30 protein-coding genes are annotated in these 25,125 nt (G+C 57.1%); 7 read left to right on the top strand and 23 right to left on the bottom strand.

The window, feature by feature from the left end:
- The first annotated feature begins 19 nt into the window (after nt 1–19).
- Complete coding sequence (locus ACR0AH_RS17850) at nt 20–379, top strand: hypothetical protein (RefSeq protein WP_480593040.1); 360 nt, start codon at nt 20–22, stop codon at nt 377–379.
- Between the two features lie 11 nt (nt 380–390).
- Here ACR0AH_RS17850 and ACR0AH_RS17845 read toward each other — a convergent pair whose 3' ends face one another.
- The 9 genes from ACR0AH_RS17845 to ACR0AH_RS17805 are packed head-to-tail and all read right to left on the bottom strand — an operon-like array spanning nt 391 to nt 4,921.
- Nucleotides 391–885, bottom strand: a complete 495-nt coding sequence (locus ACR0AH_RS17845; RefSeq protein ID WP_480593039.1) for a flagellar basal body-associated FliL family protein — start codon at nt 883–885, stop codon at nt 391–393.
- An 11-nt stretch (nt 886–896) separates the two neighbouring features.
- Nucleotides 897–1,628: a flagellar basal body L-ring protein FlgH gene (flgH, locus tag ACR0AH_RS17840; protein WP_170395282.1), complete on the bottom strand. Its 732-nt coding sequence runs from the start codon at nt 1,626–1,628 to the stop codon at nt 897–899.
- Entirely contained in the window at nt 1,628–2,041 is a 414-nt protein-coding gene (gene flgA, locus ACR0AH_RS17835) for a flagellar basal body P-ring formation chaperone FlgA (protein WP_480571223.1), read from the bottom strand. The genes flgH and flgA overlap by 1 nt, the downstream gene beginning before the upstream one ends.
- Complete coding sequence (gene flgG, locus ACR0AH_RS17830; protein ID WP_480593038.1) at nt 2,041–2,826, bottom strand: flagellar basal-body rod protein FlgG; 786 nt, start codon at nt 2,824–2,826, stop codon at nt 2,041–2,043. Before flgG ends, flgA begins: the two co-directional genes overlap by 1 nt.
- 21 nt (nt 2,827–2,847) lie before the next feature.
- Nucleotides 2,848–3,558 carry a flagellar hook-basal body complex protein gene (locus ACR0AH_RS17825; RefSeq protein ID WP_170408684.1) on the bottom strand — a complete coding sequence of 237 codons (711 nt, stop codon included), beginning with the start codon at nt 3,556–3,558 and terminating at the stop codon, nt 2,848–2,850.
- Nucleotides 3,558–3,830, bottom strand: a complete 273-nt coding sequence (locus ACR0AH_RS17820; protein WP_170395271.1) for a flagellar biosynthetic protein FliQ — start codon at nt 3,828–3,830, stop codon at nt 3,558–3,560. The genes ACR0AH_RS17825 and ACR0AH_RS17820 overlap by 1 nt, the downstream gene beginning before the upstream one ends.
- Before the next feature lie 3 nt (nt 3,831–3,833).
- Nucleotides 3,834–4,124: a flagellar hook-basal body complex protein FliE gene (fliE, locus tag ACR0AH_RS17815; RefSeq protein WP_170734158.1), complete on the bottom strand. Its 291-nt coding sequence runs from the start codon at nt 4,122–4,124 to the stop codon at nt 3,834–3,836.
- Between the two features lie 12 nt (nt 4,125–4,136).
- On the bottom strand, nt 4,137–4,523 hold the full coding sequence (gene flgC, locus ACR0AH_RS17810) for a flagellar basal body rod protein FlgC (RefSeq protein WP_170395265.1): 387 nt from the start codon (nt 4,521–4,523) through the stop codon (nt 4,137–4,139).
- Nucleotides 4,524–4,534: 11 nt separating this feature from the next.
- The gene (locus ACR0AH_RS17805) at nt 4,535–4,921 is read right to left on the bottom strand and encodes a FlgB family protein (protein WP_480593036.1); all 387 of its coding nucleotides are present in this window, start codon (nt 4,919–4,921) and stop codon (nt 4,535–4,537) included.
- A 107-nt stretch (nt 4,922–5,028) separates the two neighbouring features.
- Here ACR0AH_RS17805 and ACR0AH_RS17800 point away from each other — a divergent pair, with 107 nt between their 5' ends.
- The 6 genes from ACR0AH_RS17800 (at nt 5,029) to ACR0AH_RS17775 (ending at nt 12,257) form a co-directional block, all read left to right on the top strand.
- The gene (locus ACR0AH_RS17800; RefSeq protein ID WP_480593105.1) at nt 5,029–6,354 is read left to right on the top strand and encodes a FliI/YscN family ATPase; all 1,326 of its coding nucleotides are present in this window, start codon (nt 5,029–5,031) and stop codon (nt 6,352–6,354) included.
- An 83-nt stretch (nt 6,355–6,437) separates the two neighbouring features.
- Nucleotides 6,438–7,277, top strand: a complete 840-nt coding sequence (locus tag ACR0AH_RS17795) for a flagellar motor protein MotB (RefSeq protein WP_170408689.1) — start codon at nt 6,438–6,440, stop codon at nt 7,275–7,277.
- A gap of 98 nt (nt 7,278–7,375) precedes the next feature.
- On the top strand, nt 7,376–8,671 hold the full coding sequence (locus ACR0AH_RS17790; RefSeq protein ID WP_480593035.1) for a flagellar hook protein FlgE: 1,296 nt from the start codon (nt 7,376–7,378) through the stop codon (nt 8,669–8,671).
- Between the two features lie 33 nt (nt 8,672–8,704).
- Nucleotides 8,705–10,156 carry a flagellar hook-associated protein FlgK gene (gene flgK, locus ACR0AH_RS17785; protein ID WP_480593034.1) on the top strand — a complete coding sequence of 484 codons (1,452 nt, stop codon included), beginning with the start codon at nt 8,705–8,707 and terminating at the stop codon, nt 10,154–10,156.
- 2 nt (nt 10,157–10,158) lie between these two features.
- Complete coding sequence (locus ACR0AH_RS17780; protein WP_170423309.1) at nt 10,159–11,166, top strand: flagellin; 1,008 nt, start codon at nt 10,159–10,161, stop codon at nt 11,164–11,166.
- Nucleotides 11,163–12,257, top strand: coding sequence for a flagellar basal body P-ring protein FlgI (locus ACR0AH_RS17775; protein ID WP_170408693.1), 1,095 nt, complete (start codon nt 11,163–11,165; stop codon nt 12,255–12,257). Before ACR0AH_RS17780 ends, ACR0AH_RS17775 begins: the two co-directional genes overlap by 4 nt.
- A gap of 38 nt (nt 12,258–12,295) precedes the next feature.
- On the opposite strand, the gene ACR0AH_RS17770 is transcribed toward ACR0AH_RS17775, so the two are convergent.
- The 14 genes from ACR0AH_RS17770 to ACR0AH_RS17705 form a co-directional block, all read right to left on the bottom strand.
- On the bottom strand, nt 12,296–12,940 hold the full coding sequence (locus ACR0AH_RS17770) for a DUF1523 family protein (protein WP_170408694.1): 645 nt from the start codon (nt 12,938–12,940) through the stop codon (nt 12,296–12,298).
- Nucleotides 12,941–12,950: 10 nt separating this feature from the next.
- Nucleotides 12,951–13,217, bottom strand: a complete 267-nt coding sequence (locus ACR0AH_RS17765; RefSeq protein ID WP_170395242.1) for a hypothetical protein — start codon at nt 13,215–13,217, stop codon at nt 12,951–12,953.
- Between the two features lies 1 nt (nt 13,218).
- Nucleotides 13,219–14,556 (bottom strand): DUF6638 family protein, encoded by a 1,338-nt coding sequence (locus ACR0AH_RS17760; RefSeq protein ID WP_480593032.1) that lies wholly within the window; start codon nt 14,554–14,556, stop codon nt 13,219–13,221.
- A 148-nt stretch (nt 14,557–14,704) separates the two neighbouring features.
- Nucleotides 14,705–15,037: a hypothetical protein gene (locus ACR0AH_RS17755; RefSeq protein WP_480593030.1), complete on the bottom strand. Its 333-nt coding sequence runs from the start codon at nt 15,035–15,037 to the stop codon at nt 14,705–14,707.
- Nucleotides 15,034–16,965: an AAA family ATPase gene (locus ACR0AH_RS17750; RefSeq protein WP_480593027.1), complete on the bottom strand. Its 1,932-nt coding sequence runs from the start codon at nt 16,963–16,965 to the stop codon at nt 15,034–15,036. Before ACR0AH_RS17750 ends, ACR0AH_RS17755 begins: the two co-directional genes overlap by 4 nt.
- 75 nt (nt 16,966–17,040) lie before the next feature.
- The gene (locus ACR0AH_RS17745) at nt 17,041–18,159 is read right to left on the bottom strand and encodes a hypothetical protein (protein ID WP_480593025.1); all 1,119 of its coding nucleotides are present in this window, start codon (nt 18,157–18,159) and stop codon (nt 17,041–17,043) included.
- Entirely contained in the window at nt 18,152–18,367 is a 216-nt protein-coding gene (locus ACR0AH_RS17740; RefSeq protein ID WP_480593024.1) for a hypothetical protein, read from the bottom strand. Before ACR0AH_RS17740 ends, ACR0AH_RS17745 begins: the two co-directional genes overlap by 8 nt.
- A gap of 62 nt (nt 18,368–18,429) precedes the next feature.
- The gene (locus ACR0AH_RS17735) at nt 18,430–19,509 is read right to left on the bottom strand and encodes a coiled-coil domain-containing protein (protein ID WP_170423295.1); all 1,080 of its coding nucleotides are present in this window, start codon (nt 19,507–19,509) and stop codon (nt 18,430–18,432) included.
- A 210-nt stretch (nt 19,510–19,719) separates the two neighbouring features.
- On the bottom strand, nt 19,720–20,151 hold the full coding sequence (locus ACR0AH_RS17730) for a hypothetical protein (protein WP_170395209.1): 432 nt from the start codon (nt 20,149–20,151) through the stop codon (nt 19,720–19,722).
- Nucleotides 20,152–20,374: 223 nt separating this feature from the next.
- On the bottom strand, nt 20,375–20,842 hold the full coding sequence (locus ACR0AH_RS17725; RefSeq protein ID WP_170395206.1) for an Hsp20 family protein: 468 nt from the start codon (nt 20,840–20,842) through the stop codon (nt 20,375–20,377).
- Between the two features lie 122 nt (nt 20,843–20,964).
- Nucleotides 20,965–21,783, bottom strand: a complete 819-nt coding sequence (locus tag ACR0AH_RS17720; RefSeq protein ID WP_480562695.1) for a trypsin-like serine peptidase — start codon at nt 21,781–21,783, stop codon at nt 20,965–20,967.
- The gene (locus tag ACR0AH_RS17715) at nt 21,780–22,565 is read right to left on the bottom strand and encodes a trypsin-like serine protease (RefSeq protein WP_170395202.1); all 786 of its coding nucleotides are present in this window, start codon (nt 22,563–22,565) and stop codon (nt 21,780–21,782) included. Before ACR0AH_RS17715 ends, ACR0AH_RS17720 begins: the two co-directional genes overlap by 4 nt.
- A gap of 117 nt (nt 22,566–22,682) precedes the next feature.
- Entirely contained in the window at nt 22,683–23,996 is a 1,314-nt protein-coding gene (gene glcF / locus ACR0AH_RS17710; protein WP_480593020.1) for a glycolate oxidase subunit GlcF, read from the bottom strand.
- Nucleotides 23,997–23,999: 3 nt separating this feature from the next.
- Nucleotides 24,000–25,094: an FAD-binding protein gene (locus ACR0AH_RS17705; RefSeq protein ID WP_480593018.1), complete on the bottom strand. Its 1,095-nt coding sequence runs from the start codon at nt 25,092–25,094 to the stop codon at nt 24,000–24,002.
- Nucleotides 25,095–25,125: the final 31 nt, after the last annotated feature.

Genomic DNA, 25,125 nt, shown 5'->3' with positions numbered 1-25,125 from the left:
AGATCGCATAGACAACCTTTTGACCGTCGTCGAAGCTGTTTATCAACGGGAACACCAAAAATTGCACCCTTTGTTGCAGCGCGAAGCCCAGTTGCTTCAGCAATTGACGCGTCTGGATTCTCAATTAGCCGAAGTAAAATCGACGAGTTCACAGTCGGATGGCTATCAGGTCACCGGCACAGACCTGTTGTGGCACGGCTGGGAATCTTTGACACGGCGCAACCTGAACACCGAGTTGGCGCGCCTGCGATCACAAAAGCTTGCGGCAATGGAAGAATTGCGTGGGGCATTTGGGCGCAAACTGGCCGTTGCCGATCTGTCGCGCCGCCTGCAGGAACACAAGCGACGCGTGCGACAATCTAAGGCTCAGGATTCGTAACCCCAACCCGTTCAGGTATCCTGTCGGCTGACACTCATGATCAGAACTTGCGAGACATCTTCGCCCAGATCCTTTCTCGCAACCTCCAGCAACGCATTGCGCAATGCCGTCAGGTTGTCTGACCGCGTGAATGCGCCGTCAAACCCGCCGATATTGGCGTGATCAAACAGAACTTGCAGAAACCGGTCCCTTAATTTTGGCTCGATCTCATAAAACGCTTCGGCAATCCCCGGCCTCACCTCAAGGCTGAGGGACATGGTGACGAGCGCCGATATCTCGTCCTCGGAAACCACGGGGACCACGAACTGTTTGGTGAGTTTCAGATACTCATGTGTTTCTGATTGATCATCTTTGCCGGGTTTAGTTTTGTTTTTCTTGTCTTCATTGGGTTTTTGCCCAGCCTCCGCAAGATCTTCAGCTTCCCCGGAAGGGGACAATTGGATCCGGGCGCCCGCACCGGCAGCCAGGCCGAAAACCAGAAAAACGATCGGTAGTAGTTTTCCCATAAGCGCGGCCCTCAGAAAGGTAGCAAGGTATCAAGTATCTGTTGTCCATAGCGTGGTTGCTGCACATCCGTGATCTGCCCGCGGCCACCATAAGACACCCGCGCCGACGCGATCTTGTCATAGGTGATTTCATTCTGGCGCGAGATATCTTCGGGGCGGACATAACCCGAGACCAGCAGTTCCCGAAGTTCGAAATTCACCCGCAGTTCTTGCGATCCAGAAATCGAAAGCACACCGTTTGGCAACACGTCGACGACCGTTGCCGCCACGCGCAAGGTCAATTTTTCTTTGCGTTTGACCGATCCCTTCCCTTTGCTGACCGAAGCCGAGTCAATTGAAACGGCATCATCAAGTGAGGCCCCTTCAGGTAGTCGTTCACCTGCACGTTGCGGCAAGCCGAAGAGTTCCGGCACTGCAAGGCTTTCCGACCCCGCGCGCGATCGATTGGTATCGTTGGAAATTTCGGCCTTTTCATCCAGCTCGATCACGACCGTTAGAATGTCCCCTTTTTTCATCGCGCGCTGATCCCCAAGCAAAGAATGCTGCCCACCGCTCCACAAAGAGGACTGGTCGACCGTTCGCTGCGGCTGGCTGTGCAGCGGAAGCCCGGGCCACAGCATGGCAACATGTTCGGGCGATTCCGTGTTTGGTGTCAGGCTGGGCGGCTTGCCAAGGTGGTCCAATCGTCCACACGCCGCAACACTCAGAACGACAAATAGCAGGGGTTTCGAAAGGCTCGGCATCATTTAACCTCAATTTGTCCATCGGGACGGATTACGCCCGTTACTGTTGTGCGAGACGCCAGATTCATGACACGGATACGCTCGCCTGCTGCGCCCCGGCCCAACGCGCGGCCTTCGGCAGTGATCGATAGCGCGACGTGATCGAACACCAGCGTCACCAGATCGTTTCGGTCCACGATCGCAGGCGGACCGACATCGGCAGGGCGGATTGGCCGACCTGGATAAAGCGCAACACGTGCCTCCTGACCGATAAGATCCTCTGGCCTACGAACCGCCCCATTGACCTCAGTGGTTTTGATTTCGAGGTCGGATGAGACAATGACCTCTTTGGCGCGGATCGTGCGGGTCGGCACAACGATCTCGGCCAAGCTTGGCATCGGCATCATGCATAGTATGAGGGTTAACAGGCGCATCACCGGACCTGCGTGGTCGCGCCCATCATCTGGTCGACGGCGGAAATAACTTTGGCGTTCATTTCATAGCCACGCTGCGCTTCGATCAGTTCCGTGACCTCGCGCACCGCATCGACAGAGCTGTCCTCAAGATAGCCCTGCCGCAATGTGCCTAGCCCATCTTCGCCCGGGGTGCCGACCACCGGTGCACCCGAGGCTTCGGTTTCCTTGAAGAGGTTGCTACCAATGGCCTCAAGACCCTTGGCGTTCGAGAAGCTGGCCAGCGTAAACTCGCCCAGCAACTGCCCCTCGGCCGTATCATCGAAATAGGCATAGACCTCACCCGCCGCATTGATCGAGATCGATCTGGCATCGTCTGGAATGGTAATTTCAGGGGCAACGGCAAAGCCATCAGAAGTTACGATCAGACCTTCGGCCGAACGTTTCAGGCTTCCGTCTCGGGTAAAGGCGGATTGGCCATTCGGCATGGTGATCTCAAGGTAACCCCGCCCTTCGATGGCGACATCCAGATCACTGCCTGTTGCCGAAAGCCCGCCCTGTTCCAGCTGTACGGTGACGGCGGCAGGGCGCACGCCCAACCCCAACTGAATACCTGTCGGAAGGACCGTTCCATCCGAGGCATTGACCGCCCCGGCGCGCGCCATCTGTTGATAGTGCAGATCGGCAAACTCGGCCCGGCGGGTGTTGTAGCCGGTTGTATTCATATTCGCGAGGTTGTTTGAAATTGTCTCAACCCGCATCTGCTGTGCGGTCATGCCCGTAGCCGCGATCTTCAATGCTCGCATGTCGTATTCTCCTTCCGGTAATCAGCGCATCAATGCCTTAAGCGCCCCGCGAACCCGTTCGTCTTCGGCCTCAAGAAAACTCTGCCCGAGCTCGTAGGCCCGCTGAATTTCAATCATCCGGGTCACCTGACCAATGGCATTGACATTCGATCCTTCGAGGAACCGATGCAGCACGACCGGCTCGTCCACCGGGTCCACCTGCCCGCCTGCACGGAAATGTGTGCTTCCTTCGCGCACCAGGTTTTCGGGATCGGCGACGTTGTAGACACCGATCTGGCTCAGAAGTTGTCCATCGACGCTCATCGTGCCGTCGCTGCCAACATCGATCGTTGCGGCGTCGGGCGGGACAAAGACCGACGCGCCATTGCTGTCCAGAACCCGGTGCCCGTCCATCGTCACCAGATCGCCCTCAGCATTGGGTGAGAAACTGCCGGAACGCGTCAGGCGGTTCCCAGCGGGCGTTTCGATCATAAAGAACCCGTCCCCTTCGATGGCAAAGTCGAAGGACCCGCCTGTCTCGGTCAGCACACCTTGTTGCAGAGAAGTGTTTCGAACCTGCGCACGGCTGAGCGATAGTGAAGGATTGCCCGGCATATCCCGGACGAATTCGGAGAACACCAGCCCCTGCTGACGATACCCGGTCGTGTTGGCATTGGCGATATTGTTGGCCACCATTCGCATCTCATCCATGAGACCGGATTGGCGGGACAAGGTGACATAAGCGGTGTCCATTAGCGACCTCCGGCAATAAGCGGGACCAATGTCCCGGTAAAAAACGTAACAAGGGTCTGGGTCATGAAGCCCATCGACATCCAGAACACGACCACGATTGCAATCAGCTTAGGCACGAAGGTCAGGGTCATCTCCTGAACCGAGGTCAAGGCCTGAAACAAACCAACTGTAAGGCCCGAGATCAGCGCCACCGCCAGGATCGGAACCGACGTGATGACTGCAACCCAAAGCGCCTGGCGCACGATGTCGTAGAACAGACCTTCGCTCAGCATCGTTCAGACCGGCATCCGCAAGATTTCCTGATAGGCTTCAACGACTTTGTTCCGAACAATCACAGCCGTTTCCACTGCCAACTCTGTCTGCGCCAGCGCCTGAACCAAAGCGTGCGGGTCGGCCTGCCCAACCATCGAAGATTGCGTGACTTGCTCGCTTTGTTTCAGCGTCGCCACGAAATCCTGAAACGAGGATCGCAGCCCTTGCGCTGTCCCCTGATGTTCGGGGTCGGCCTGCGTTGCAGGGCGCGCACCCGTATAGTTCTGCGCGGCGGTAAGTGAGCGAACATCCATTCTGGTATTCCTTTATTTACGGAGTAGATCCATCAGACTCGATGACATCTGCCGGGTCTGGTCGAACATCTTGAGGTTGGCTTCATAGCTGCGCTGCGCCTCTCGGGCGTCTGCGATTTCGATCATCAGATCGACGTTTGATCCTCTGTAATGGCCTGTCTCATCAGCCATAGGGTGGCCAGGATCATAAATTCTGCTCAGGTCGCGACGATCGAGTTTGACGCGCCCCGCCTGAACCATCTCTTTTCCGTCCCGTTCGACTGTCTCAAACGGGACTGTCTTACGCCGGTATCCGGGCGTATCGGCGTTCGAGATGTTCTCGGACACATGACGCAACCGCGCTGCTTGCGCACGCAGTGCGCTAGCCGACGCGTCCAACGAGTAGGAAAAATCGCTCATCGTGAAACCCCCTATGCCTGGCCCAGACTCGTGCGCAGCACACCGATTGAAGACTTGTAGATCGCTAATGCCCGGTCATGTTGTCGCTTGACCTCGACAGCTTTCAGCATCTCTTCTTCCAATGAAACACCATTGCCATTCGGATCGCTCGAAGCCGCGACCGTGAATTCAACCCAAGGCTGAGCGCGCACATCACCATTCAGATGACCCGTCCGAGTCGCGGTCATCGCGACCTCTCGGCTCGTGTTTTCAAACGCTGTCTGGAAGGCTTCAATATCGCGGGGCTTGTATCCCGGCGTATCCGCGTTGGCCATGTTGCGCGCGACAACCGCTTGCCGTTGTCCGGCATGGGTTGCCATTGCGTACGCAGTCTTAAAGACGTTCAGGTCATTGAACATCGGGGCTTCTCCCTCGATCAATTTCAATCAAGGCTTAACCCCGATTCCTTTAGAAACCGTTTTCAACAAATCTATTTGGAGGACCTGCGATGGCCGATCTCGATCCGATGCGTCTGAAATGCGAATTCGATAGGATGTCGGCGGTACACCATATCGGGCGTGTAACCAGTGTAGCGCGCGGCGTGGTTGAAATTGACGGTTTGGCCGCGCAAGCCCGGATCGGGGATCATCTGACCCTACACCGACGATGCGGTCCAGAGTTGCCGGGCGAAGTTCTGAATGTCGAAACGAGCGCTATTTATATGCTTCCTGCCACTGCGCCCGATGGCGTGAGCCTAGGGGATCAGGTCTCTCTCGACCAGATGCCTGCCTTTGCGCCCGGAATGCACTGGCTTGGGCGGGTAATCGATCCGTCCAGCAAACCTCTGGACGGCAAGCCCCTGCTGCCTGGCACGCTTGAACGTGACCTTATGCAGGCCCCGCCATCTGCGGTATCGCGCAAGCCGCTGGGCTGTCGTATGGAAACCGGGTTGGCCATCCTCAATACGATGCTGCCCATTGTCCAAGGTCAGCGAATCGGCCTGTTCGCTGGTTCAGGCGTTGGCAAATCAACACTTCTGGCGACGCTTGCCCATTCAGTCCAGGCGGATGCTGTGGTCGTTGCATTGGTGGGCGAACGCGGGCGCGAAGTGAATGAGTTTGTCGAGAACGCCCTGGGTGCCGAAGGTCTGAAACGATCCGTCGTCGTGGCCGCAACCTCGGATCAATCGGCCCTGATACGCAGACGGTGCGCATGGTCGGCCATGTCGGTGGCGGAATACCTGCGGGATCAAGGGTTAAACGTTCTGTTTCTGGCCGATTCAGTTACCCGCTTTGCCGAAGCGCACCGCGAGATTGCCGCCGCAATGGGTGAAGCCCCATCGCTACGTGGCTACCCGCCATCGGTCACGCCGCTGATTGCAAATCTGTGCGAACGGGCGGGTCCCGGAACTCCCGATCAAGGTGACATCACCGCAGTCTTCAGTGTTCTTGTCGCGGGTTCTGACATGGACGAGCCCATTGCGGACATTCTGCGCGGCGTCTTGGACGGACATGTCGTGCTGAGCCGAGACATCGCCGAACGCGGGCGCTTCCCGGCCATTGACCTCAGCCGATCCGTATCACGCAGCCTACCGGGTGCGGCGACCGCAGATGAGAACCAGTTGATTACAGAAACCCGCATGCTGGTCGGCAGTTATGAGCAATCTGAGGTGATGATCAAAGCCGGTCTCTATGCCGAAGGAACAGATCCTTTGTTGGATCGCGCCGTCCGGGTCCACGAAGAGCTAGATAGCTTTTTTGCGAAGGCCGATCCCGATGGTATCGAAAACAGCTTTAATCGATTATCTCTGATTTTAAGGCGCGCTGGTGTAAACCCGGTGTCGCAGTCTTAGAATTCAGAACAGTTTTAAGTGTTAAGCCCACCTTAACACCTGCCCTGCTAGGCCAGTAAGCGGGTGAATAGAAGGTGGTGGAGATGGGTGCGCAATCCAATGCGGCGCCAATCATCATCAAGAAGAAACGTGTATCGGGTGGCGATGCTCACCACGGTGGTGCGTGGAAGGTCGCGTATGCGGACTTTGTCACTGCCATGATGGCGTTCTTCATGTTGATGTGGCTGCTGAATGCAACGACCGAGACGCAACGCAAGGGTCTGGCGGATTATTTTTCGCCCACGATTCCGGTCAATCCGGTCTCGGGCGGCGGCGATGGTGCCTTCGGCGGTGACAACATGTTTTCGGAAAAAACCATGGTTATGGATGGATCAGGTGCCAGCAATCGGAACCCCACCGAGGCGAAACAGGCGCGCGGATCAACCGGCGTGGATGCGAAAGGCGGCGGTAAGGGTGCGTTCGAAGATTTCTCGTCGCTCGAGGCGCAGTTGCTGGGGCGCGCTGGGGAAAGCCTGGTGTCCGATAAGATGCGCAAGCACATCGTGACCCGCGTCACCGACGAAGGGCTGGTGGTCGAGCTGTTCGCCACTGAGGATCAACCGTTGTTCGAATCGGGGACAGACACGCCAACCCAAATGATGCGCGCGCTGACACTTTTGGTAGCGCGGTCTTCTGATCTGGTGACAAACGCAATCGCGGTTGAAGGGCATGTGCGGTCTGCGCCCGTCGTGTTGGCGAATAACCCGGTCTGGGATCTGTCGACCGCGCGGGCGCAAAGCACCCGCCAACTGCTGCAGAACAAAGGCATCCAGCCACAGCGGTTGGACCGCGTGACTGGGCACGCGGACCGAGAGCTTTCGGATAAAAACCCCATGGCGATACGCAATAATCGGATTGAGATCATCTTTTTACGCAACCCTTAAGGGGTAAAGGATAGACAGCATTTTAGCTGTTAGCCGGCTGTTAAGGGCCAGTGCGGTACGTGTTGCATCAACGAATGACGCAACAAAAGGGCGTACCGATGACCATATCCTCTTCGCTGAATGCCGGTGTGGCAGCGTTGAAGGCCAACGCCAACAGGCTGGCCTCGATCTCTGACAACATCGCCAACTCATCGACATTTGGCTATAAAAGGGTCGAGACCGACTTTCACTCCATGGTCGCGTCTGGTCAGGGCGGCAGCTATTCGGCAGGCGGGGTCAGAACCACCAGCCAACGCCTGATAGATCAGCGCGGATCGCTTGTAACCACCAACAATTCAACCGATCTGGCCGTGCGCGGCAGAGGCATGCTGCCTGTCCGTCCCAGTTCGCAGATCGCGTCAGGTTCAAATGAGATGCTGCTGACCACGACAGGCTCATTCCGCACCAATGAGGAGGGGTATCTTGTCACACAATCCGGCCTTGTACTTCTTGGCTGGCGTGCCAATCCAGATGGCTCGATCCCCAGCGTCCCGAGGGATACGCCCGCCGCTCTGGAACCCATACAGCTAAGCGTTAATCAACTTTCGGGCGCCCCCACAACATCCATGAACCTGCGGATGAACCTGCCTGCAACAGCGACCGACGCCGGTGCTCCGGGTGACACGCAGCCCTTGTCGGTCGAGTATTTTGACAATTTGGGCAAGTCTGAAAGCGTCGATATCGAATTGGTCCCCACCGTTCCTGCAACCGGCAGCAGCAATGAATGGACCATGACATTGCGCGATTCAGCCTCGGGCGGCGCTGTCATCGGAGAATATACCCTGACCTTCACCGATAGCCGTACAGCCGGTGGTACACTAGCCAGCGTCACCGCCGTGACCGGCGGTGCCTATGACCCGGCAAACGGCAGCGTAGTCGTCAACGTCGCCGGCGGACCGATGGAGATCAACATCGGCCAGATCGGCGATGCGGACGGCATTACACAGCTTTCCGATACCTTTGCTCCGGTTTCGATCACACGCGATGGTTCGGCCGTTGGCACGATGACAAGCGTACAGGTTGATGAGAACGGTTATGTCTATGCTTTCTATGATACTGGGGTCAGTCGCCGGATGTTCCAGATTCCGCTGGCCGATGTGCCGAATCCAAACGGCCTGACGGCGTTGGACAGTCAGACCTATGCCCCCTCGCGCGACAGCGGCACCTTTTTCTTATGGAACGCGGGTGAAGGTCCAACAGGAGATCTTGTTTCTTTTGCACGCGAGGAATCGACCACCGATGTCGCCACCGAGTTGACCTCAATGATCCAGACCCAGCGGGCCTACTCCTCAAGCGCCAAGGTCATTCAGACTGTGGATGAGATGCTGCAGGAAACCACCAATATCAAACGCTGATCTGATGATTGATCAACGAAAGGGATGCGTCCGATGAATATGTCGACAGCACTGAACAACGCTCTGGGCGGGCTAAGCGCAGCTAGCCGTGGTGCGGCGGTGGTTTCAGGAAACATCGCCAACGCGTTGACCCCGGGATATGCCCGCAGATCGCTTGAATTGGCGACCAGCACAGTTTCCGGTAATGGCGTTCGTGTCGTTGGTATCACTCGGCACCAGGATCCGGTACTGATCGCAAACCGCCGTGCGACCGATGCAGACCTGATGGCAGCCAAAACCGTGGCGCAATTTCATTCAGGTTACGAGAAACTGTTGGGGGCAGCCGACGATGCCACTTCGATCTCGGCCAGACTGGCCCAATTCGAAAGCAGCCTGATTACAGCTGCAAGCCTGCCCGGCTCAGCCCAACGGTTGGATCAGGCCGCCCGTGCAGGCGGTACATTGAGCACAGCGCTCAATTCAGCGTCCGAAGGGGTGCGGCAAATGCGATCCGATGCGGATCGCACGATAGGCAAACAGGTCGATACGCTGAATCAGACTCTGAAAGACATCGAGAAACTGAATGCTCGTATCCCCGCTGTCCGCAATTCGGGCGGTGATATTGGCGCGCTGTTGGATCATCGTCAGATTCTGGTCGATCAAGTCAACGAGTTGGTGCCTGTCAACGCGATCGCGCGCGATAATGATCAGATTTCCCTCTATTCCGATGGCGGGTTGATCCTGCTGGAAGGAACCGCGGCCGAGTTTTCGTTCTCGACCACAGGCGATACCATGCCGCATATGACCGTTGGCAACGGGTTGTTGTCCGGGCTCGAGATCAACGGCCGACCCGTTCGCGTGAGCGGAGAGTTCGCCCAAATCCGAGGCGGCGCATTGATGGCCCAGTTCTCGGTACGCGACGAACTGACCGTCGAAGCGCAAGCCGATCTGGACGCCGTCGCTCGCGACCTGATCGAGCGGTTTGAAACCACCGGGTTGGACCCGACCGCTGCCGCGACCGATCCGGGCGTCTTCACGGATAACGGCAGCCGCTTTGATCCGGTTTCTGAAACCGGTCTTGCGTCGCGCATCTCACTAAATGTTGTGGTCGACCCAGACGCAAGGGGCGACGGCTGGAGATTACGCGCGGGTCTGGGGGCATTGACCCCCGGTGCGCCGGGTGATGCCAGCCAGTTGCAAGCTTTTGGGGCCGTTCTGACCGACTCACGCCCGGCCCCTAGCGTGGGATTTGGGACAGGCACGATGCGCGCGGCCGAGATCGCCGAGGCGTTGCTTTCCAAAGCCGGGGCAAACGCACACACAGCTGACCAGCGCAGCAGTTTTGCAGCAAACGCGCAGCTGGAAATGCAAAAAGTCGTCGCGGAGCAAGGTGTTGACAGTGACGCGGAACTGCAGCGCTTGATGCAGATCGAGCAGGCCTATGCCGCAAACGCACGCATCATCGCCGTCGTGGATGAACTGATGGATACCCTGTTGAGGTTATGAACATGACACTGAATTCGATCGGGGATCTGGCCCGCGGCCTTACCCTCAGAACTCGCAGCGCCGAGATCAAATCACAAATCGAAACACTGTCGTATGAGATGTCCACCGGCAAGGTGCAGGATATCTCGGGTCGTCTGGGTGGTGATTACTCGCACCTACTGGATCTAGATCGCAGCCTGGAACGGTTGGACGCGCTTTCCATCGCCACCGCCGAGGCGCGGCTATTCACGGACGCAATGCAATTGAGCCTGACAACGCTAAGCGGCTCGGTCGCCGAGATGTCAGCGTCGCTGCTATCATTCGGTACGGCGAACCAGACCGTGACACATGAACAAGCATCGGTTCAGGCACGAAATGAGCTCGACACAATGATCTCAGCCCTGAATACGCGGGCGGGAGGGCGCAGCCTGTATTCTGGAACATCGACTGACGTCTCACCTCTGCCCTCCGCTGAAACACTATTGACAGCGCTGCAGGCCGAATTGATAGGGCTGACCTCCCTAACAGATATCCAACAGGCCGCTGAGGATTGGTTCAACGACCCCGCCGGATTTGATGCGGTGATATATCAAGGTGGCACAGACACCTTGGCTCCGATGCAGATTTCCGAGAACGAGCGGATCACGCTTCCGATCACTGCGACAGACCCCACGCTCAAGGACGCTTTGCGCGATGTTGCGGTTGCGGCTCTGGCCACAGATGATGCGCTTGGATGGACACCTGATCTACGAACCGCATTGTTCACGCAGCTTGGTGTTGAGCTGGCCAATACACAGGATGCGACGGTCAATTTGCGCGCCCAGGTCGGCGCGGCTGAGGCGCGTGTGGAGCAAGCCGCAACGCGCAACGCCGCCGCAAAGACCAGCGCTGAGCATGCGCGCAATGCGTTGATCGCTGCAGATCCCTATGAGACTGCGGCACAGTTGCAAACCGTGCAGTTCCAACTGGAGAGTCTGTATTCCGTGACCGTTCGCAACGCCAACCTGTCACTGGTGAATTTCTTAAGATGAAGATACTCGTATTCCTTTTGATAGTCTTACCGTGCATTGCCAATGCGGGGGCCATACGCCTGAAAGATCTGGTGGATTTCGACGGTGTCCGCGGCAATGATCTGGTTGGCTACGGCCTTGTGGTTGGCCTGAATGGCACCGGCGACGGCTTGCGCAATTCTCCGTTCACCGAAGAGATTATGTCCAACATTCTCGAACGGCTGGGCGTAAACGTGAATGGCGAAGATTTTCGCCCCAAGAACGTCGCCGCCGTATTGGTCACCGCCACCCTACCGCCCTTCGCGCGCGTCGGCGGTCAGATTGACGTCACCGTCTCTGCCATTGGAGATTCCAAAGGACTTCTTGGGGGGACATTGATCATGACACCCCTGAATGCAGCAGATGGTCAGATTTATGCCGTGGCGCAAGGGACAGTGCTAGCCGGAGGCGCTGCGGTTGAAGGCGAAGCAGCGTCGGTTGTAAGCGGGGTGCCGACATCGGGCGTCATACCCTCGGGCGCGCGTGTGGAGCGCGAGATCGATTTTCAGCTTGCTGATTTGACTCAATTCAGACTGGCGTTGAGAGAACCGGATTTCACGACTGCAAGCCGCATAGAGGCCGCCATCAATAAGGAATTCAACCGAGCGGTCGCACTCATGCGCGATTCCGGCACTGTGGAGTTGAGCATTGAGGCGACGCGGGCCGTATCAACCGCGCATGCCATTGGACGTATTGAAAACATTCTGGTCGAACCCGAAAGCAAAGCCCGCGTCGTGGTGGATCAAAGATCGGGCACAATTGTCATGGGTCGGGACGTCAGGATTTCACGCGTGGCGGTATCGCAGGGCAACTTGACCCTCACAGTCGAGGAAGCCCCGATTGCTGTTCAGCCAAATCCGTTTGCGCGAGGCGAAACAGTCGTTGTTCCGCGCACCTACGCTGGGATCGAAGAGGAAGAAGGAACGGGGCTTGCTGAAATCCCCGAGGCAACCACCTTGTCCGAAGTGGTCGCCGGGTTGAACGCCTTGGGCGTGTCGCCACGCGATATGATCGACATCCTGAAAACCATCAAGGCTGCCGGGGCGCTTCATGCTGAGTTCATCGTGAGATGAGCAGTCAGACCACAGCGTGCGCCTTTTGGTGTACGGTTTTACTTGGATTTCCAACTGTCCAGCCAGCGGCGAAAGCCCTTGCGCTTTTCATCTATTGCATCACCAGCGGCGTAAAGACCATCTTCCATGTTCTCCAAAACAGGATCGATCTTCTTTTGCCGAAACCGCCGCCATCGAACCCAGATGGCCCAAACCAGCGCAGCAAACAAAGTCAGGAAGACAATATTGAACCACGGGATGATGCGGACATCCGGCCCCTCGACATGCCGGATGAAAATTGCGTTGGGAAAAATCGACATGAATTCATTCCGCCAGCCGTAGTGCGTTACGACCACCCAATCGGGGTTATCTTTGGTCGACTTGGCATCGTTGGCCTCGGTGTAAAGGTTCGCAGTGTCGAACTTGAAATAAGGCGGCCAGCCCCAACCGGTGTCTTCGTTGCGATAGACAATCGGCTTCCCGTTGGCGCGTACGGCCTGAATGAACTGTACATCGCGGTTTGACAGGCTGGTGGATTGATCTTCAGGCTCGGACCAGAAGATTCGCGTCCAGTCCGTCAGGTCCTGACGTTCCTCGTAGGTGTTGACGATCCGCACCACATCGTGCTGCGGTAGGGAATACTGCAAGATCACGGCGATCGTGCCCCAGAAGATGATAATGAACGCCCATTTCACATAGGCCATGCCTTAACCCTCACATGTAATTCACGATGTAGATCAGCGCGCCAATCGCCACCCAAGGTACAATATAGACACCCAAAATCAGTTTGCGCCGGAATGAGTTGTCGTAGACGTGCAAACCACGCGCAACAAACGCTTCTTTGTTACCGGTTTTGCCCTTTTCGTCCCACCACGTCTCCAACTTTCGCCGCCTAACTCCTCGCGAATAAAAGGACAGCGCGAAATAGGCAATCGTCTGGATCACCAGCAGGATCAGAAACAGGCGCATCGCTCCGAACATCTTAATCTCTCCTGACCGCGCCCCAAGGGCCGACCCGTGCGATCACTGTTTCGCTGACCCGGTCATTGCCTGACATATCCGGTTCATGACCAAATAGAGCCGCCCGCGCACCAGCCTTGTCCACCTGATACTCGCGGGCAAGGAAGTCGGCAACATAGGCTTTCTTGGTCTCGGGCCAGGTCCTGTAAGTACTATAAAACAATTCCTTGTGGCAGATGAACATCTGCCGCGGATCCAGCGGAGCCAATTCGGTCAACAGCATATTCACCAGATCGCGGTTCGGCGTATCGGCTGCGCGCAATGTGTAGAAATAAGCGGGATGATCCGAGGTGATGCGTGGCCAGCGCCCGCCATCGGTCGCCCAGCGCAGCAATTGTGCGAGGCCGTGGTACGCCTCGGGCAGGCGATCCGCGTGGTTGCGGGCCAGTCGTCGCATATCGCTGCGATCCAACCCGCTCAGATCAACATCTGCGTCAGCAGCCGCAGCAATGGTCAGAAAGTCCATTTTCTGTTGCAGGATCGCGGCAGCATCCACGCCGCGCGCCTTTACGATGGGTTCAACCAGATCGTTGTAGTCGAGAAACTTGGCAATCTGGTTCCGCTGCGACGGGTCAAAAATGTATTTGATCGGCATATCGTCGGGCTTTTCGCCCATGCAAATCGCCGCCGGGTGATCCATATACGGGAACAGGTAGAGCCCGCCGAAATGCGCGGTCCAGAAATTGCGCTGCTCGAACGCTGTGTGGCGCAGGCGGACCGGGTTGCGGGTGACGTCGCCGGTTTCTTTGGCCGTTTCGATCATCTTGGCGATCAGCACGTCGTCGAACCAGGCGTCCTCTTCGGTTTTGAAGCGTTCGACCATGCCCGCTAGCTGCTGGGCCTTGCGCAAGGTGCCGCCTGCGGTATCAGCCTCAATCTCGATCTTGCTCAGATTCAACAGGTCGCGCGGGGTGGTGAGTTTGATGACCGAGTTCACAAGCTCTCCGGCCACCGCATCGGTGGCGGTCAAGGCAAACAGTTGCGCCTCGTTCATATCGATGAATTCGCGCAGGATATCGCGCGAGGTCGAGAATTTGACGTTCAGCAAAGGCGCGCGTTTCTGCTCGGTCGTCAGCAGGATGAACTGCCGGTTAACCCCGTTGGGGTTGAGGTAGAGCTCATCCTCCAGCTCAATCCCCACCTCTGGCGAATAGCCCGAGATATCGACATGGAAATCCGTTAACGCCGTAGTCTTGCCCGTCAGATGCTGCAGCGCGCGGTTATACCGCTCGACCAGAGCCGGGCTGGAGATGTGGATGAGATTGCCGAACATCAGGCCTTTTTCGATGAGGCGGATCATAACAATTGCCTTCCCGCGCAACGGTAGCGATGCGCCCGGCCTGAGGGTGGGTGCGGAACGCGCCCGCCCTGGGGGCCGGGTCGGGCGCGTCGCGGCTGCGCCGCGATATCACTCTCAAACAGAAACCTGTGCTCCAAGAATTCGAAACTCATGCTCGCAGTCCTTTTGCAAATGCAAAAATGAACGCGAAACCAAGGGGTACTGCAATCAACCAGAACTGTAGCTGAAAATAGACCATTACATCTGCGGGATTTGCGTTGCCAACGTCCACGGCAAATCGGTCGACAAAAAAATCCATCAAAGTGTAGCTGGTAAGAATTGCCAGAACAGCGCAAACCGCGCCATATACGAAGAAAGGAAGAAAACATTTCTTTCCGCTTTCTTTAGCCGCACGAGATGTTCGATAGGCTCGGAACCCTATTGGAATAGCAACCACAGTGCTCAGTAGAAGAGGCAGACCTATAGCGATCAAATAATTCACCCCTTCCCCTCCAGATACCGCCGCTTGGCCTCTTCCATCCGACCCATCTCACGCACGGCGTTTTCGATGGCGACCTCGTCACTCTTGTCGGCATAGCGGAATTCGCTGTCGGCGTAGCGGTTGATCTCCTGGATTACCATTTCCACCGTGATCGGCTGGCGCAGGTCGTCGATCATCGCCTTCTTGGTGTCGTAGTCGCGGAACAGGAACAGGTCGGGGTTTTCCATCCACTCGTCGGGCAGTTCGAAATCCATCGCGCGGACCTTGACCGCGTCGGTGATGTTCTTGATCGCACGGCCGGTGAACCGCTCATCCGCCTGCTGGATCGCCTTGAGGTAGGTGCCCAGCTTGGCAATCGTGTCCATCTGGCCGATCTCGCCAGACACCCGGTCATAGACCTGCAGCAGGGCATCCTCATGTGGACGGGAGTGGCTTTCAAAACTGGCGGCGACGGCCTTTTTGATCTCCTGCGCGGCATAGGCTTCGTGTTCGCCCAGCGGGATGTCGTGATTGCGGCCCATCAGCAGGTGCAGGATGTCAATGTAATCCTCGCGCGTTTGCGGCCCGTCCACCAGGAAACGCGCGCCCGCCCGCTGACGTAGGGCATCGTCCACATTCTCGGGGTAGTTCGAGAACATGCCAAAGGTGCAGTTGCCGCGCACGACGGTGTTGGCGCCCGCAAAGCTCTCCATCAGCACGGCGGTGATTTCCAATTGGCCCGCGCTGGACTGCCGGTCGCCGCGTTTGCCCGCCAGCTGGTCGATGTCGTCGATGGTGCCGAAGCCGATGACCGAGGGGTCGATGATCGTGTTGATAAAGGCCTTGGCGTTCTGGCCGGATTTGCCCTGATAGCTGTCGATATTGTCTGTGCTCAGGTTCTGGTAGCGGAACGGATAGCCCGCGTTCTGGCAATAATCGTTGATCAGCCCGGCCATCATCTGGATCAGTGTGGTCTTGCCGGTGCCCGGTTTGCCGTCGCCCATGAAGGTGAAGATGAACCCGCCGAGTTCCGCGAACGGGTTCAGGCGTCGCTCAAAGTCATAGGCCATCACCATCTTGGCCAGCTTCATGGCCTGATACTTGGCGATATGGTTGCCGACCACTTCGTTCGGTTTCTTGAACGTCATGGTCAGGGTGGTGGATTTCGCCTTGGAGGCCGGTTCAAAGCCCCGGATCGTCAGGTCATCAGCTTCGATATGCCAAGCGGCGTTCTGGAACGGGGCCAGATGGCCTGCGGACTGGGCGCGCAGGGCGGCTCTTTCCATCAATTGCTCGGCATAGGCGCTGGTGGCAGCTATCAGATGGGCGTCGTCGGGGGCGTGTTTGGCGAGGGTCTGGTCCAGCTCCCACAGCGCGCCATGCAGGGCGAGTTGGCCGTTGTCGGTCAGAACCTCTTCAATCTCGCCGATATCGACGGTGGTTTCGCCCAAATGCGAGGACATCAGGTAAGCCAGCGCATTGCCCAGAACATGTGACGTGATCAGCGCTTCGGCGGTCAGTAATTCCGAGAATTCAGTTTTGCGGGCAGCAGGCAGATCTCCGGCAAGGTTGGCGCGCTTCAGGTCGGCCAGCGGAGTCTGCTCCGCATAAGCCTCGGCCACGGCCAGAGCGATGGCTATTGCACGGCGGATTGCCTGCTGCGTTGTGGCCTGAGGCGGTGAGACCAGCGTGTCGCCCTCATCCGAGGCCTCAATCCGTTCGACCAGATGCACCCCGTCGGCGCGCGCAACGCGGCGCGTCACCAGCCCCGGTGTAGTAGACCGGAACCGACGCCCCGTCGAAACACCCGGAGACCGTTCTGCTGCAGCCTCAACAGGTTTGGCGATACGCGGCGCATGCTCGAACCCGTTCAGCAAGGCGGTCGCTGCTGCGTAATGCTTGCGAATATCGTCTTCGCGCAATTCCATCTGATCTGACGTCAAACTCATCTTTTTCCTCGCAATGCCGGGCTGAAGCCCGGCCTACTCAAATTCTGTAGGGCGGGCTTCAGCCCGCCTCTGGTCTCAATACCTCAACACCTGACCGGCCTTGCTGACCACAAACTTGCGCACATCGGTAAAGCCCGGTGGGTTGCGTTCAGCCAGTACCTGAAACGGACGTTGCGGCAGGATGATCGACCTTTGGGTGCGCGTAGCCCCAGTTTCGGCCCCTTGCCCGCCGAACGGGTCCAGTGCAAAAACCTCGCGCTCGACGGTCGAGAACCACCCGGCACGCTCTTCGATCACCTCTTCGCTTTCCAGCTCCTCGGTGGTCCAGGCCAGCGCCCAATCCTGGCCTTGCGGAGACTGCGCGTCCTCCAGCACCTGCCGCAGAGGGCCGGATTGCTCGGTATAGGCCGAAGAGTACATCGGCCCCACATGGATGCGGCGCAGGTGTTTGGGGTGTAGGTCGTCGAAATCCTGATCAAAGCCTTTCGCGATCGTTACCAGTTTTAGCCCGCCAAGCGACTGCGCCATCAGATGTGCCTGTACCTCGGGCCAGCGACGCTGGTCCTTGGGCAATGCCGTCTTGCCGCTGTCCTCTAACTGCATCAGATAGATGACCGGCAGGTTGATCTGGCTGTCATAGACCGCCCAGTGGATCATGAACTTGCGCCGGTCGCCCTCATTCCCGATCCAGTGGCACTCGGGATCATTGCGGGCCCAGAACAGCTGACCTTTCAGCAATTCTTCGTAATAGAGCCTTTGGGACAGCGCGAATTGCAGCTTGGTCGGGATCTCCTGATCGCCGATGATCGTCCGCACCATGTCGGTTTTCAGGTCGTCTTCCGAGGGCATATTCGCCAGATGCACCTGCGCCTGCTGCGCGTCATTGGCCATGGTCAGCAGCTCGGCCGCCACCGGAAACCCGCTGTCGCGCTTGTCCATGGCGAGGCTGCCAAAGAACCGTCCTGTATCGCGCCCGACCAGCAGGTATTTCATGCTGAGAGCGCGGAAGGTGTAGAGCAACCCCGAGAGGTAGCGTGATACGATCCGCACCTCTTGCTTGCTGATCGCGCCTTCGGCCTCCATCGTCGCGGCCACGCGCAGGAGGTGGACAGTGATCACCTCAAATTTGCGGAAATAGCGGCGCGAGGCAAAGGTGTCGGTCAGGCCGACATGGTCTTGGGTGGGGTCAGACATTAGGGGATTTTCTATCACCGGTTCCACAGCATTGGTTGAGCCGCCAAGGCAGGAGAAAAACTTCTGAGATCAGATACAACGCGAAAATGATAAGCCCGAAGATCATGCTGCCCGGCCCGACGTAAAGGGTGAAGAAGCCGAGCAGTTTGTAAGCTCCGCCTTCAACACCAAATTTGTGCAAAAGGGCAGTCAGTCCATAAATCGGCATCGGCCAAACTACGAGAAGGAGGCCAATCCTTAGCAGCCTTACGTCTTTTCGGCTAAAGCGCTTCATCCGCCATACAAATTCTTATCATGCTTCTCGACAATCGAGGCAAACCGACGGGCAAAACGTTCGTCTGCCTTGGCCTTCTTCTCCAGCACGTCGCGGGCGAAGACCATGTGGTCCTCATGCGCCTCAAGCATGTCGGCCATCTTCTGGTTGGTCGCGGTGCCGATGGCGGCCATGGCGGTTTGCGCTTCTTGATCCGTCTGCACGCCGATCTCGTTGATGCGGTGGGCCACGTCCTGCTGCTGTGCTGTTTTCAGCGATTTGGTCAGGGCGTCATACAGCACCACGCGCTGTTGCGTGTCTGTCTGCAGCTTGTTGATCAGCACCATCTGCGTCGCCGCCTGGTTTTGCAGTGAGTCGACCCAGGTTTTGCCCTTTTCGATATAGCGTTCCAGCGTCTGAGATTTGGCCAGCTTGACCTGCTCTTCCTGAACCTTGGCGTTGTATTGCTTGTTCAATTCGGCCAATTCAGTCTCTAACTGGGTGCGGGCGGCAGCATCCTGTTCGACGCTGATCTTGTTTTCCAGCGTGATGATTGTTGGGTCCATACCCTGAATCTCGGCGCGCAGTGCTTCCAACTCGGCCACCGTCGCCTCACGGTCATCCAGCGTGACAGTCAGGTTGTCTTCGACCTTGACGCGCTGTTCCTCCAGTACCGACAACTGCCCTTCCAGCAATTTTACGATCACATCGGACTTGGCGATCAGGTCCTGCAGCTTGTCATCAATATTGGCGGTGCGCATGCGTTCCTGCCGCATGGACTCGGATTTGGCCTTGGCGAAGATGCCGACGAACGACTCCCACCCGGTTTTCGAACGCATTTCGTCGAAATCCTTGGAAAACGCGTTGGTCACGTCGTCGAGCCCCATGATCAACTCAGCGATGTTGGCGTTCATCACCTCGGTATGGGCGTGCACATCTTCCAAAGTGGCATTTTCAATGTCGATATCTGCCTCTGCGGTTCCGATCTTGGCACGCGCCGCTTCGATCCGTGAGGTCAAGCCTTCAATCTGCGACTGGCTTTCGCGGACTTTCTGTTGCGTCTCTTGAATCAATGCTTCGAATTGCTGGTTCGACATCTGCTATCCCTATTCTTCTTATCATCCAATGACATAGGGAATGTTATGGCAATTTACATCCCCTTGGGTCTCCAAATCACCAAGACTGTGACAAACTCGACGCTAAAAAGATAGACGCAGAGACAAGGCCGAGACACATTGCCTACTGGTTTTCAGAAGGGAAAATAGAAGCTCTTGGATTTCTTAAGTTGAAGTTGCCGAAGGGCAAGCTCAGTAGTTTGAGTAGCGGAAATTAACCACAGCATCATCTTGAATAGCGCAATGGGCTTTTATGTGGCTCCGCGCATCATTGCTGTCCTTCGAGCGCGCGACCTCCAGATCAATCAGATCGATGCCATCAGAATTTGTCGTATAGGAAAGCGTCCGCTCAAAATCGACGGCATAGTAGCCTTGATTGCTCATGGCGGTGTGGGTCCGATGCATACAAAGCCCGATCGCATTCTCCTCGGGCGAAACGTGCGGGTGCTTCTGGTATTTTGATCCGTGCTTATGATGGTGTTTGGCGATCGACGCTCCCAGCACACCCAACGCGACCCCAGCGATAAGCGCTCCTGTATCGTTGGCACGGGTTGATGTCGCGGTCAGTGTGGTCGATGCAACAACGGCACAGACTATAGCGGCAAAAACGGATTTCATTCGCATCTATTTCGTCTCCCTCTGTAGGCAGTGAACAAAATTCAGTTCATTGAAGTGTTCCAGAAGAGACTAGCCTGACGACCTAAACTATTGCCAGATTTTCGTGAAAACGTGTTGCCCACCAAGTCCTTGTTGCGATGGATACAACTTCGCCCCGCGCCTGGAGGAACGCGGGGCGTGTGGTGCGACAATCCAGAGAGGCGGGACTGTCGCTAAGTGATCAACAGCCTCAGTTCACGGCTTTGGCGTCAACCACGTCCTTTTCAATGGCCTTGCCAGACGAAATTTCGATCCGGCGCGGTTTCAGCGCTTCTGGCACTTCGCGCTTCAGATCGATGTTCAGCATGCCGTTTTCATGGCTCGCGCCGGTGACACGAACGTGGTCGGCCAGAGCAAAGCGGCGCTCGAACGCACGGGTGGCGATGCCACGGTGCAGGTAGCTGCGCTCTTTTTCGTCCGAAGCTTTCTTGCCCGAAACCACCAGAGAATTTTCCTTTACCTCAACCGACAGATCGGCCTCGGAAAACCCGGCAACAGCGACCGAAATGCGGTAGGTATCAGCATCGGTCTTTTCGATGTTATAAGGGGGATAGCTGGGCTGAGCCACGTCATTGGTCAAAACCCGGTCCATCATGTCTGCAATCTGGTCGAAACCGATGGTTGCGCGGTGAAGTGGTGCGAAGTCAAATGTACGCATGTCGTATCCTCATCTTTGAGCGATTCACGAAATTGCCCTCCGAAATGGACGGGCGGTGATTTATGCCGGACCCCAGCTTTGGCGATCCGGTAAAACTCAGATGGGAAGTAAAAGGACTGGGTTCAAGACCCGCCCGCGCTGAGGAATTTAGCACCCGAACTGGACTTGGCTGAACCCGGCTGCAATCTGCGGATTGTTGCCGTGGGTCGGGGCGCGTCACGACGCAATATCGCCTTGAGTTCCGAGACAATCCCCGACAGCTCCATCCCGTAGCCGATCTTGCGTTGACCATCCGATGCGCCCGCCGAAACAACCGACAGGATCTGCCAACGCGGGCCTTTTTTTGCTAAAATAGCGGAGCCCGACGAACCGAATGTAATATCGCAATCAAAGCTGATCAGCCCCTGCCCGCGTTGCAGGATGCGGCAAGAGCGTTGGCGCGTGATCGCCTCGGCCCGACCGCGACCATACGAGGCGACGCTGATTTCGCTGTCGCTAACGCGGCCGCTGTGCAGGGCGAACGGATCAGCAATCGAATAGGGAATCGGCTCTTCCAGCCGCATTAGAGCCACATCAATTCGAACACGTGACGCCGATACCGGCGCATTGGCAACAAAATCGGGATGGGTCGCAATCTGGATGACCTTGCGATCCGCAAGCGCCTGACCGTCGCTCAAACCGGCGCGAAAGGTCAATTCACCGGGGGCATAGGGTTTTCCGGTGGCCTTGCTCACAGCGCAATGCGCCGCTGTCAGCACGATGTCCTTTGCGATCAAAGTACCGGTGCAAAAGCCCTGTTCGCCGATATCCAGACGTCCGACCGCCTCCCACCCATACAGATCATCGCGATCCGTCAGTCGGCGCTTGCCGCTGGTCTGGGCCTGCGCGGCAGTTACGAGAATAGAAACAAGCAAGGTGATACTTAGAAAAACACGCATCATGGCTTAATGAACTTTGCTCCGAGGTTTTTGGTGTTGTTGTCCAATGTGGCGTTCATACCCCGCCCCTGCGAAAGCTCGGCCCGCAACAATTCCAGCGATTCATCCAAGGCGGTGCCCAGCGCAACGCGTTGACCCTGCAATTCGGCCTTCGCTGCAACGACCGACACAATGCGTGGCCGCTCGCCGTCAAACGAAAAGATCGGCGCGCCGGATGCCCCGAAATCCACGTTGCAGGACATAACCAGAATTCCAGCCTGTCTCCCAATGACGGAACAGACTTCCTGCAGTGCTGGCGCTTCGGCGCGGTCATGCGCGTAAGAGACAACCCCCACCTCTTGACCGCGGGCAGGACGACGTCCGGTTTCGAAAGGAATAACCGAGGTGTTGCGGATCGGCTGCCACAGCTCGATCAGCGCAATATCATGACGCACCCGCGTTGCAGAAACATTGCCTTCATACACATAGTCGGGGTGAACCACTGTTCGACGCGCCGGGCGATAAGCCGAGGCGGAACCGAGGCGCCAACCGGCCAGAAACTCGATCCGGGCCGGATTAATTCGCTGTTTCGTGGTTTTGTCGTACAGACAATGCGCAGCCGTCAGTACCAGAGTCGGAGATATCAGCGATCCGGTACAAAACCCGGTGCCGTCGATATCCAGCCGACCAACTGCCATCCACTCGCGCCCAGCATCGGTGGTTTCCAGGCTCCTAAGCCCAGTATCCTGCGCCTGTCCTGCCAAGGGCAGCAAGCTGAAGACAATAGCCGTGATCCAGTTGCGCACGCGGGTCTCCGGTCATGAGGTCCGACCAAGATTCGTATGCCGTTGGTGCGGCGAAAATAGGGCAATTGCCCCTTGGATGAATTTCAACCGGACCTGATGCGCGAGTGCAGCAATCGATCAGCGCAGTTGGGGTACCCCAGCCATGCCGTCGCGCAATGCGCGCGGTTCCGGCCCTCCGGTGGCCCAGTCCAGCAACTCGACTGTGTGGACAACGGGCGTGTCAGTCCCAGAGCCGATCTGCATCATGCATCCGATGTTACCTGCCGCGATAACATCAGGATTCCTAGCCTCAAGCGTGCGCACTTTTCGTTGTTTCAACTGACCCGAAATCTCAGGCTGCATCAGGTTGTAGGTTCCTGCACTGCCACAGCACAAATGACTATCTTTAGGCTCTAACACTGTGAATCCAGCAGATTTCAGCAGGTTCTTGGGATAAGAGGTAACCTTTTGCCCATGTTGCAATGAACACGCCGCGTGGTAGGCAACAACCAGTTCTTTCTTGTCGCTGTCCGGCATCTCCAGCTGCACCAAAAGCTCGCTGATATCCATCGCCATGGCGGATACACGCCCCGCATCCACCGCCAGCGGATCACTGCGGAACATGTGCCCATAATCTTTAACCGTGGTCCCACACCCCGAGGTGTTGATCACGATCGCATCCAGACCATCACCATCCATTTCGCGTGTCCAGGCCCGGATATTGGCTGCAGCAGACGCATGGCTTTCACCGGTTTTACCCATGTGATGGGTCAATGCGCCACAACAGCTGGCACCTTCGGCGACAACGACCTCGCAGCCCAATCGGGTCAGCAGGCGAATCGTCGCGTCGTTGATGTCGGTGTTGAGCGCTTTTTGCGCACAGCCCGTCATCAGGGCGACGCGTTTCTTCTTAGCGCCTTTTGCTGCAAAGCTCTGAGGGTCATCATTGCGACTAACCGGTGGAATATATCTCGGCGCCATGTCCAGCATCGCCTTCAGCCGGGCATCCGGCATCAGAAACCGGAACGGACGACCCAGCTTTGCCCCGATTAGAGCCCAGCGAAAGCGTGACGGATAAGGCAGGATTCTGGCCAATATCCAGCGCAGAGCCCGATCCGAGAACGGGCGCTTGTAGTTGTCTTCGATATATTCCCGTGCGTGGTCCACGAGGTGCATGTAATGCACGCCCGAGGGGCACGTGGTCATGCAGGCGAGGCAAGATAGGCAGCGATCGATATGCTTGACAGTCTTTTCGTCCGGAACACGCTCATTCTCCAACATGTCCTTGATCAGATAGATGCGCCCGCGAGGGCTATCCAACTCATCGCCTAGCACCTGATAAGTCGGGCAGGTTGCTGTACAGAAACCACAGTGAACACAATTTCGTAGTATCTCATTGGATCGCTGAATCGCTGGGTCTTGCAACAGCTTTTCGGTAAATTTCGTCTGCATCGCCTACCCCATCAGACCCGGATTGAACACGTTCCGAGGGTCAAATCTCTTCCGAATTGCCTTTGTTAGAGCCTGAATCTGCGTGCTCTCTGGTTGGAACCGCCCAAATTCAACGATGGTGTCAGCCTCTGCACGTACCAGCGTTGCATGTCCTTCAAAGTGACCCAGTCGTGCACGCAGATCGGTGCCCTTTGGCACCAATACCCAGATCAAGCCCCCGCCCCAGTCAAATAGGGTTCGATCCGCGTCGATCCGTTCTGCAAGGCTGGCTGCATCGCCGGGTTTCACCGATAAGCGCCAGACATCACCTTCCAGATCCTGAAACGCACGCAGATCACGCAGATCGACCCAGCGGTTCCTCGAATTCTCTAACTCGGTGCATTCGCCCCCAAGGATTTCGCGCAATCGACCTACCCGATAGGCAACCGAGTCGGCAAATCCTTCGATCCGCAACAGCGCCTGCCCACCCAGTGGATCATAGGCTGCGCTGCTCACCTCGAAGGGGGATTTCAGGGCAGTGGACATGAGATCAACTGCGGTTCCTACATCAGCGGCCCCGACTGCCAGAGTGGTCTCAATCTCAGGTCTAGGCAGCACTTTCAGTGAGACCTCGGACAGCACCCCTAGCGTGCCCCAGGAACCCGCCATGAGCTTGACCAGATCGTAACCGGTGACATTCTTCATCACCCGCCCGCCATTCTTGATCACCCGCCCCAACCCGTCGACATAACGTACGCCCAACAGGAAATCCCGGCACGCGCCAGCCTGAATTCGACGCGGCCCCGAGATGTTGGCCGCGACAACACCGCCGATTGTCGGTTCCCCCGTGGTGCCCAGCAAACCGCGATTATCCATCGGCTCGAACGCCAGTTGCTGGCCCTCGGCCTCCAAAGCCGCTTCGATCTCAGTCACTGGAGTCCCGGCATGCGCGACCAGAGTCAATGCGCCCGGCTCATACTGTGTAATTCCGTGCAGTCCCGACAGGTTCAGCACAGGCTCGGGCCCATCAAGGCCGCGCGTGCCGCCTCCGGCAATACGCACTGGGCCATCCAGGCCGGCAACGATGTCTGCAAGTTCAGCCTCGGTTTCAGGTGTCATGGCACTTCATCTTTTCGCAAATACTCTGGGT

The organism is Ruegeria sp. AM5, from assembly GCF_056540645.1.
The sequence above is the reverse complement of the archived record's forward strand: the minus strand, read 5'-3'. Positions and strand labels throughout refer to the sequence as shown.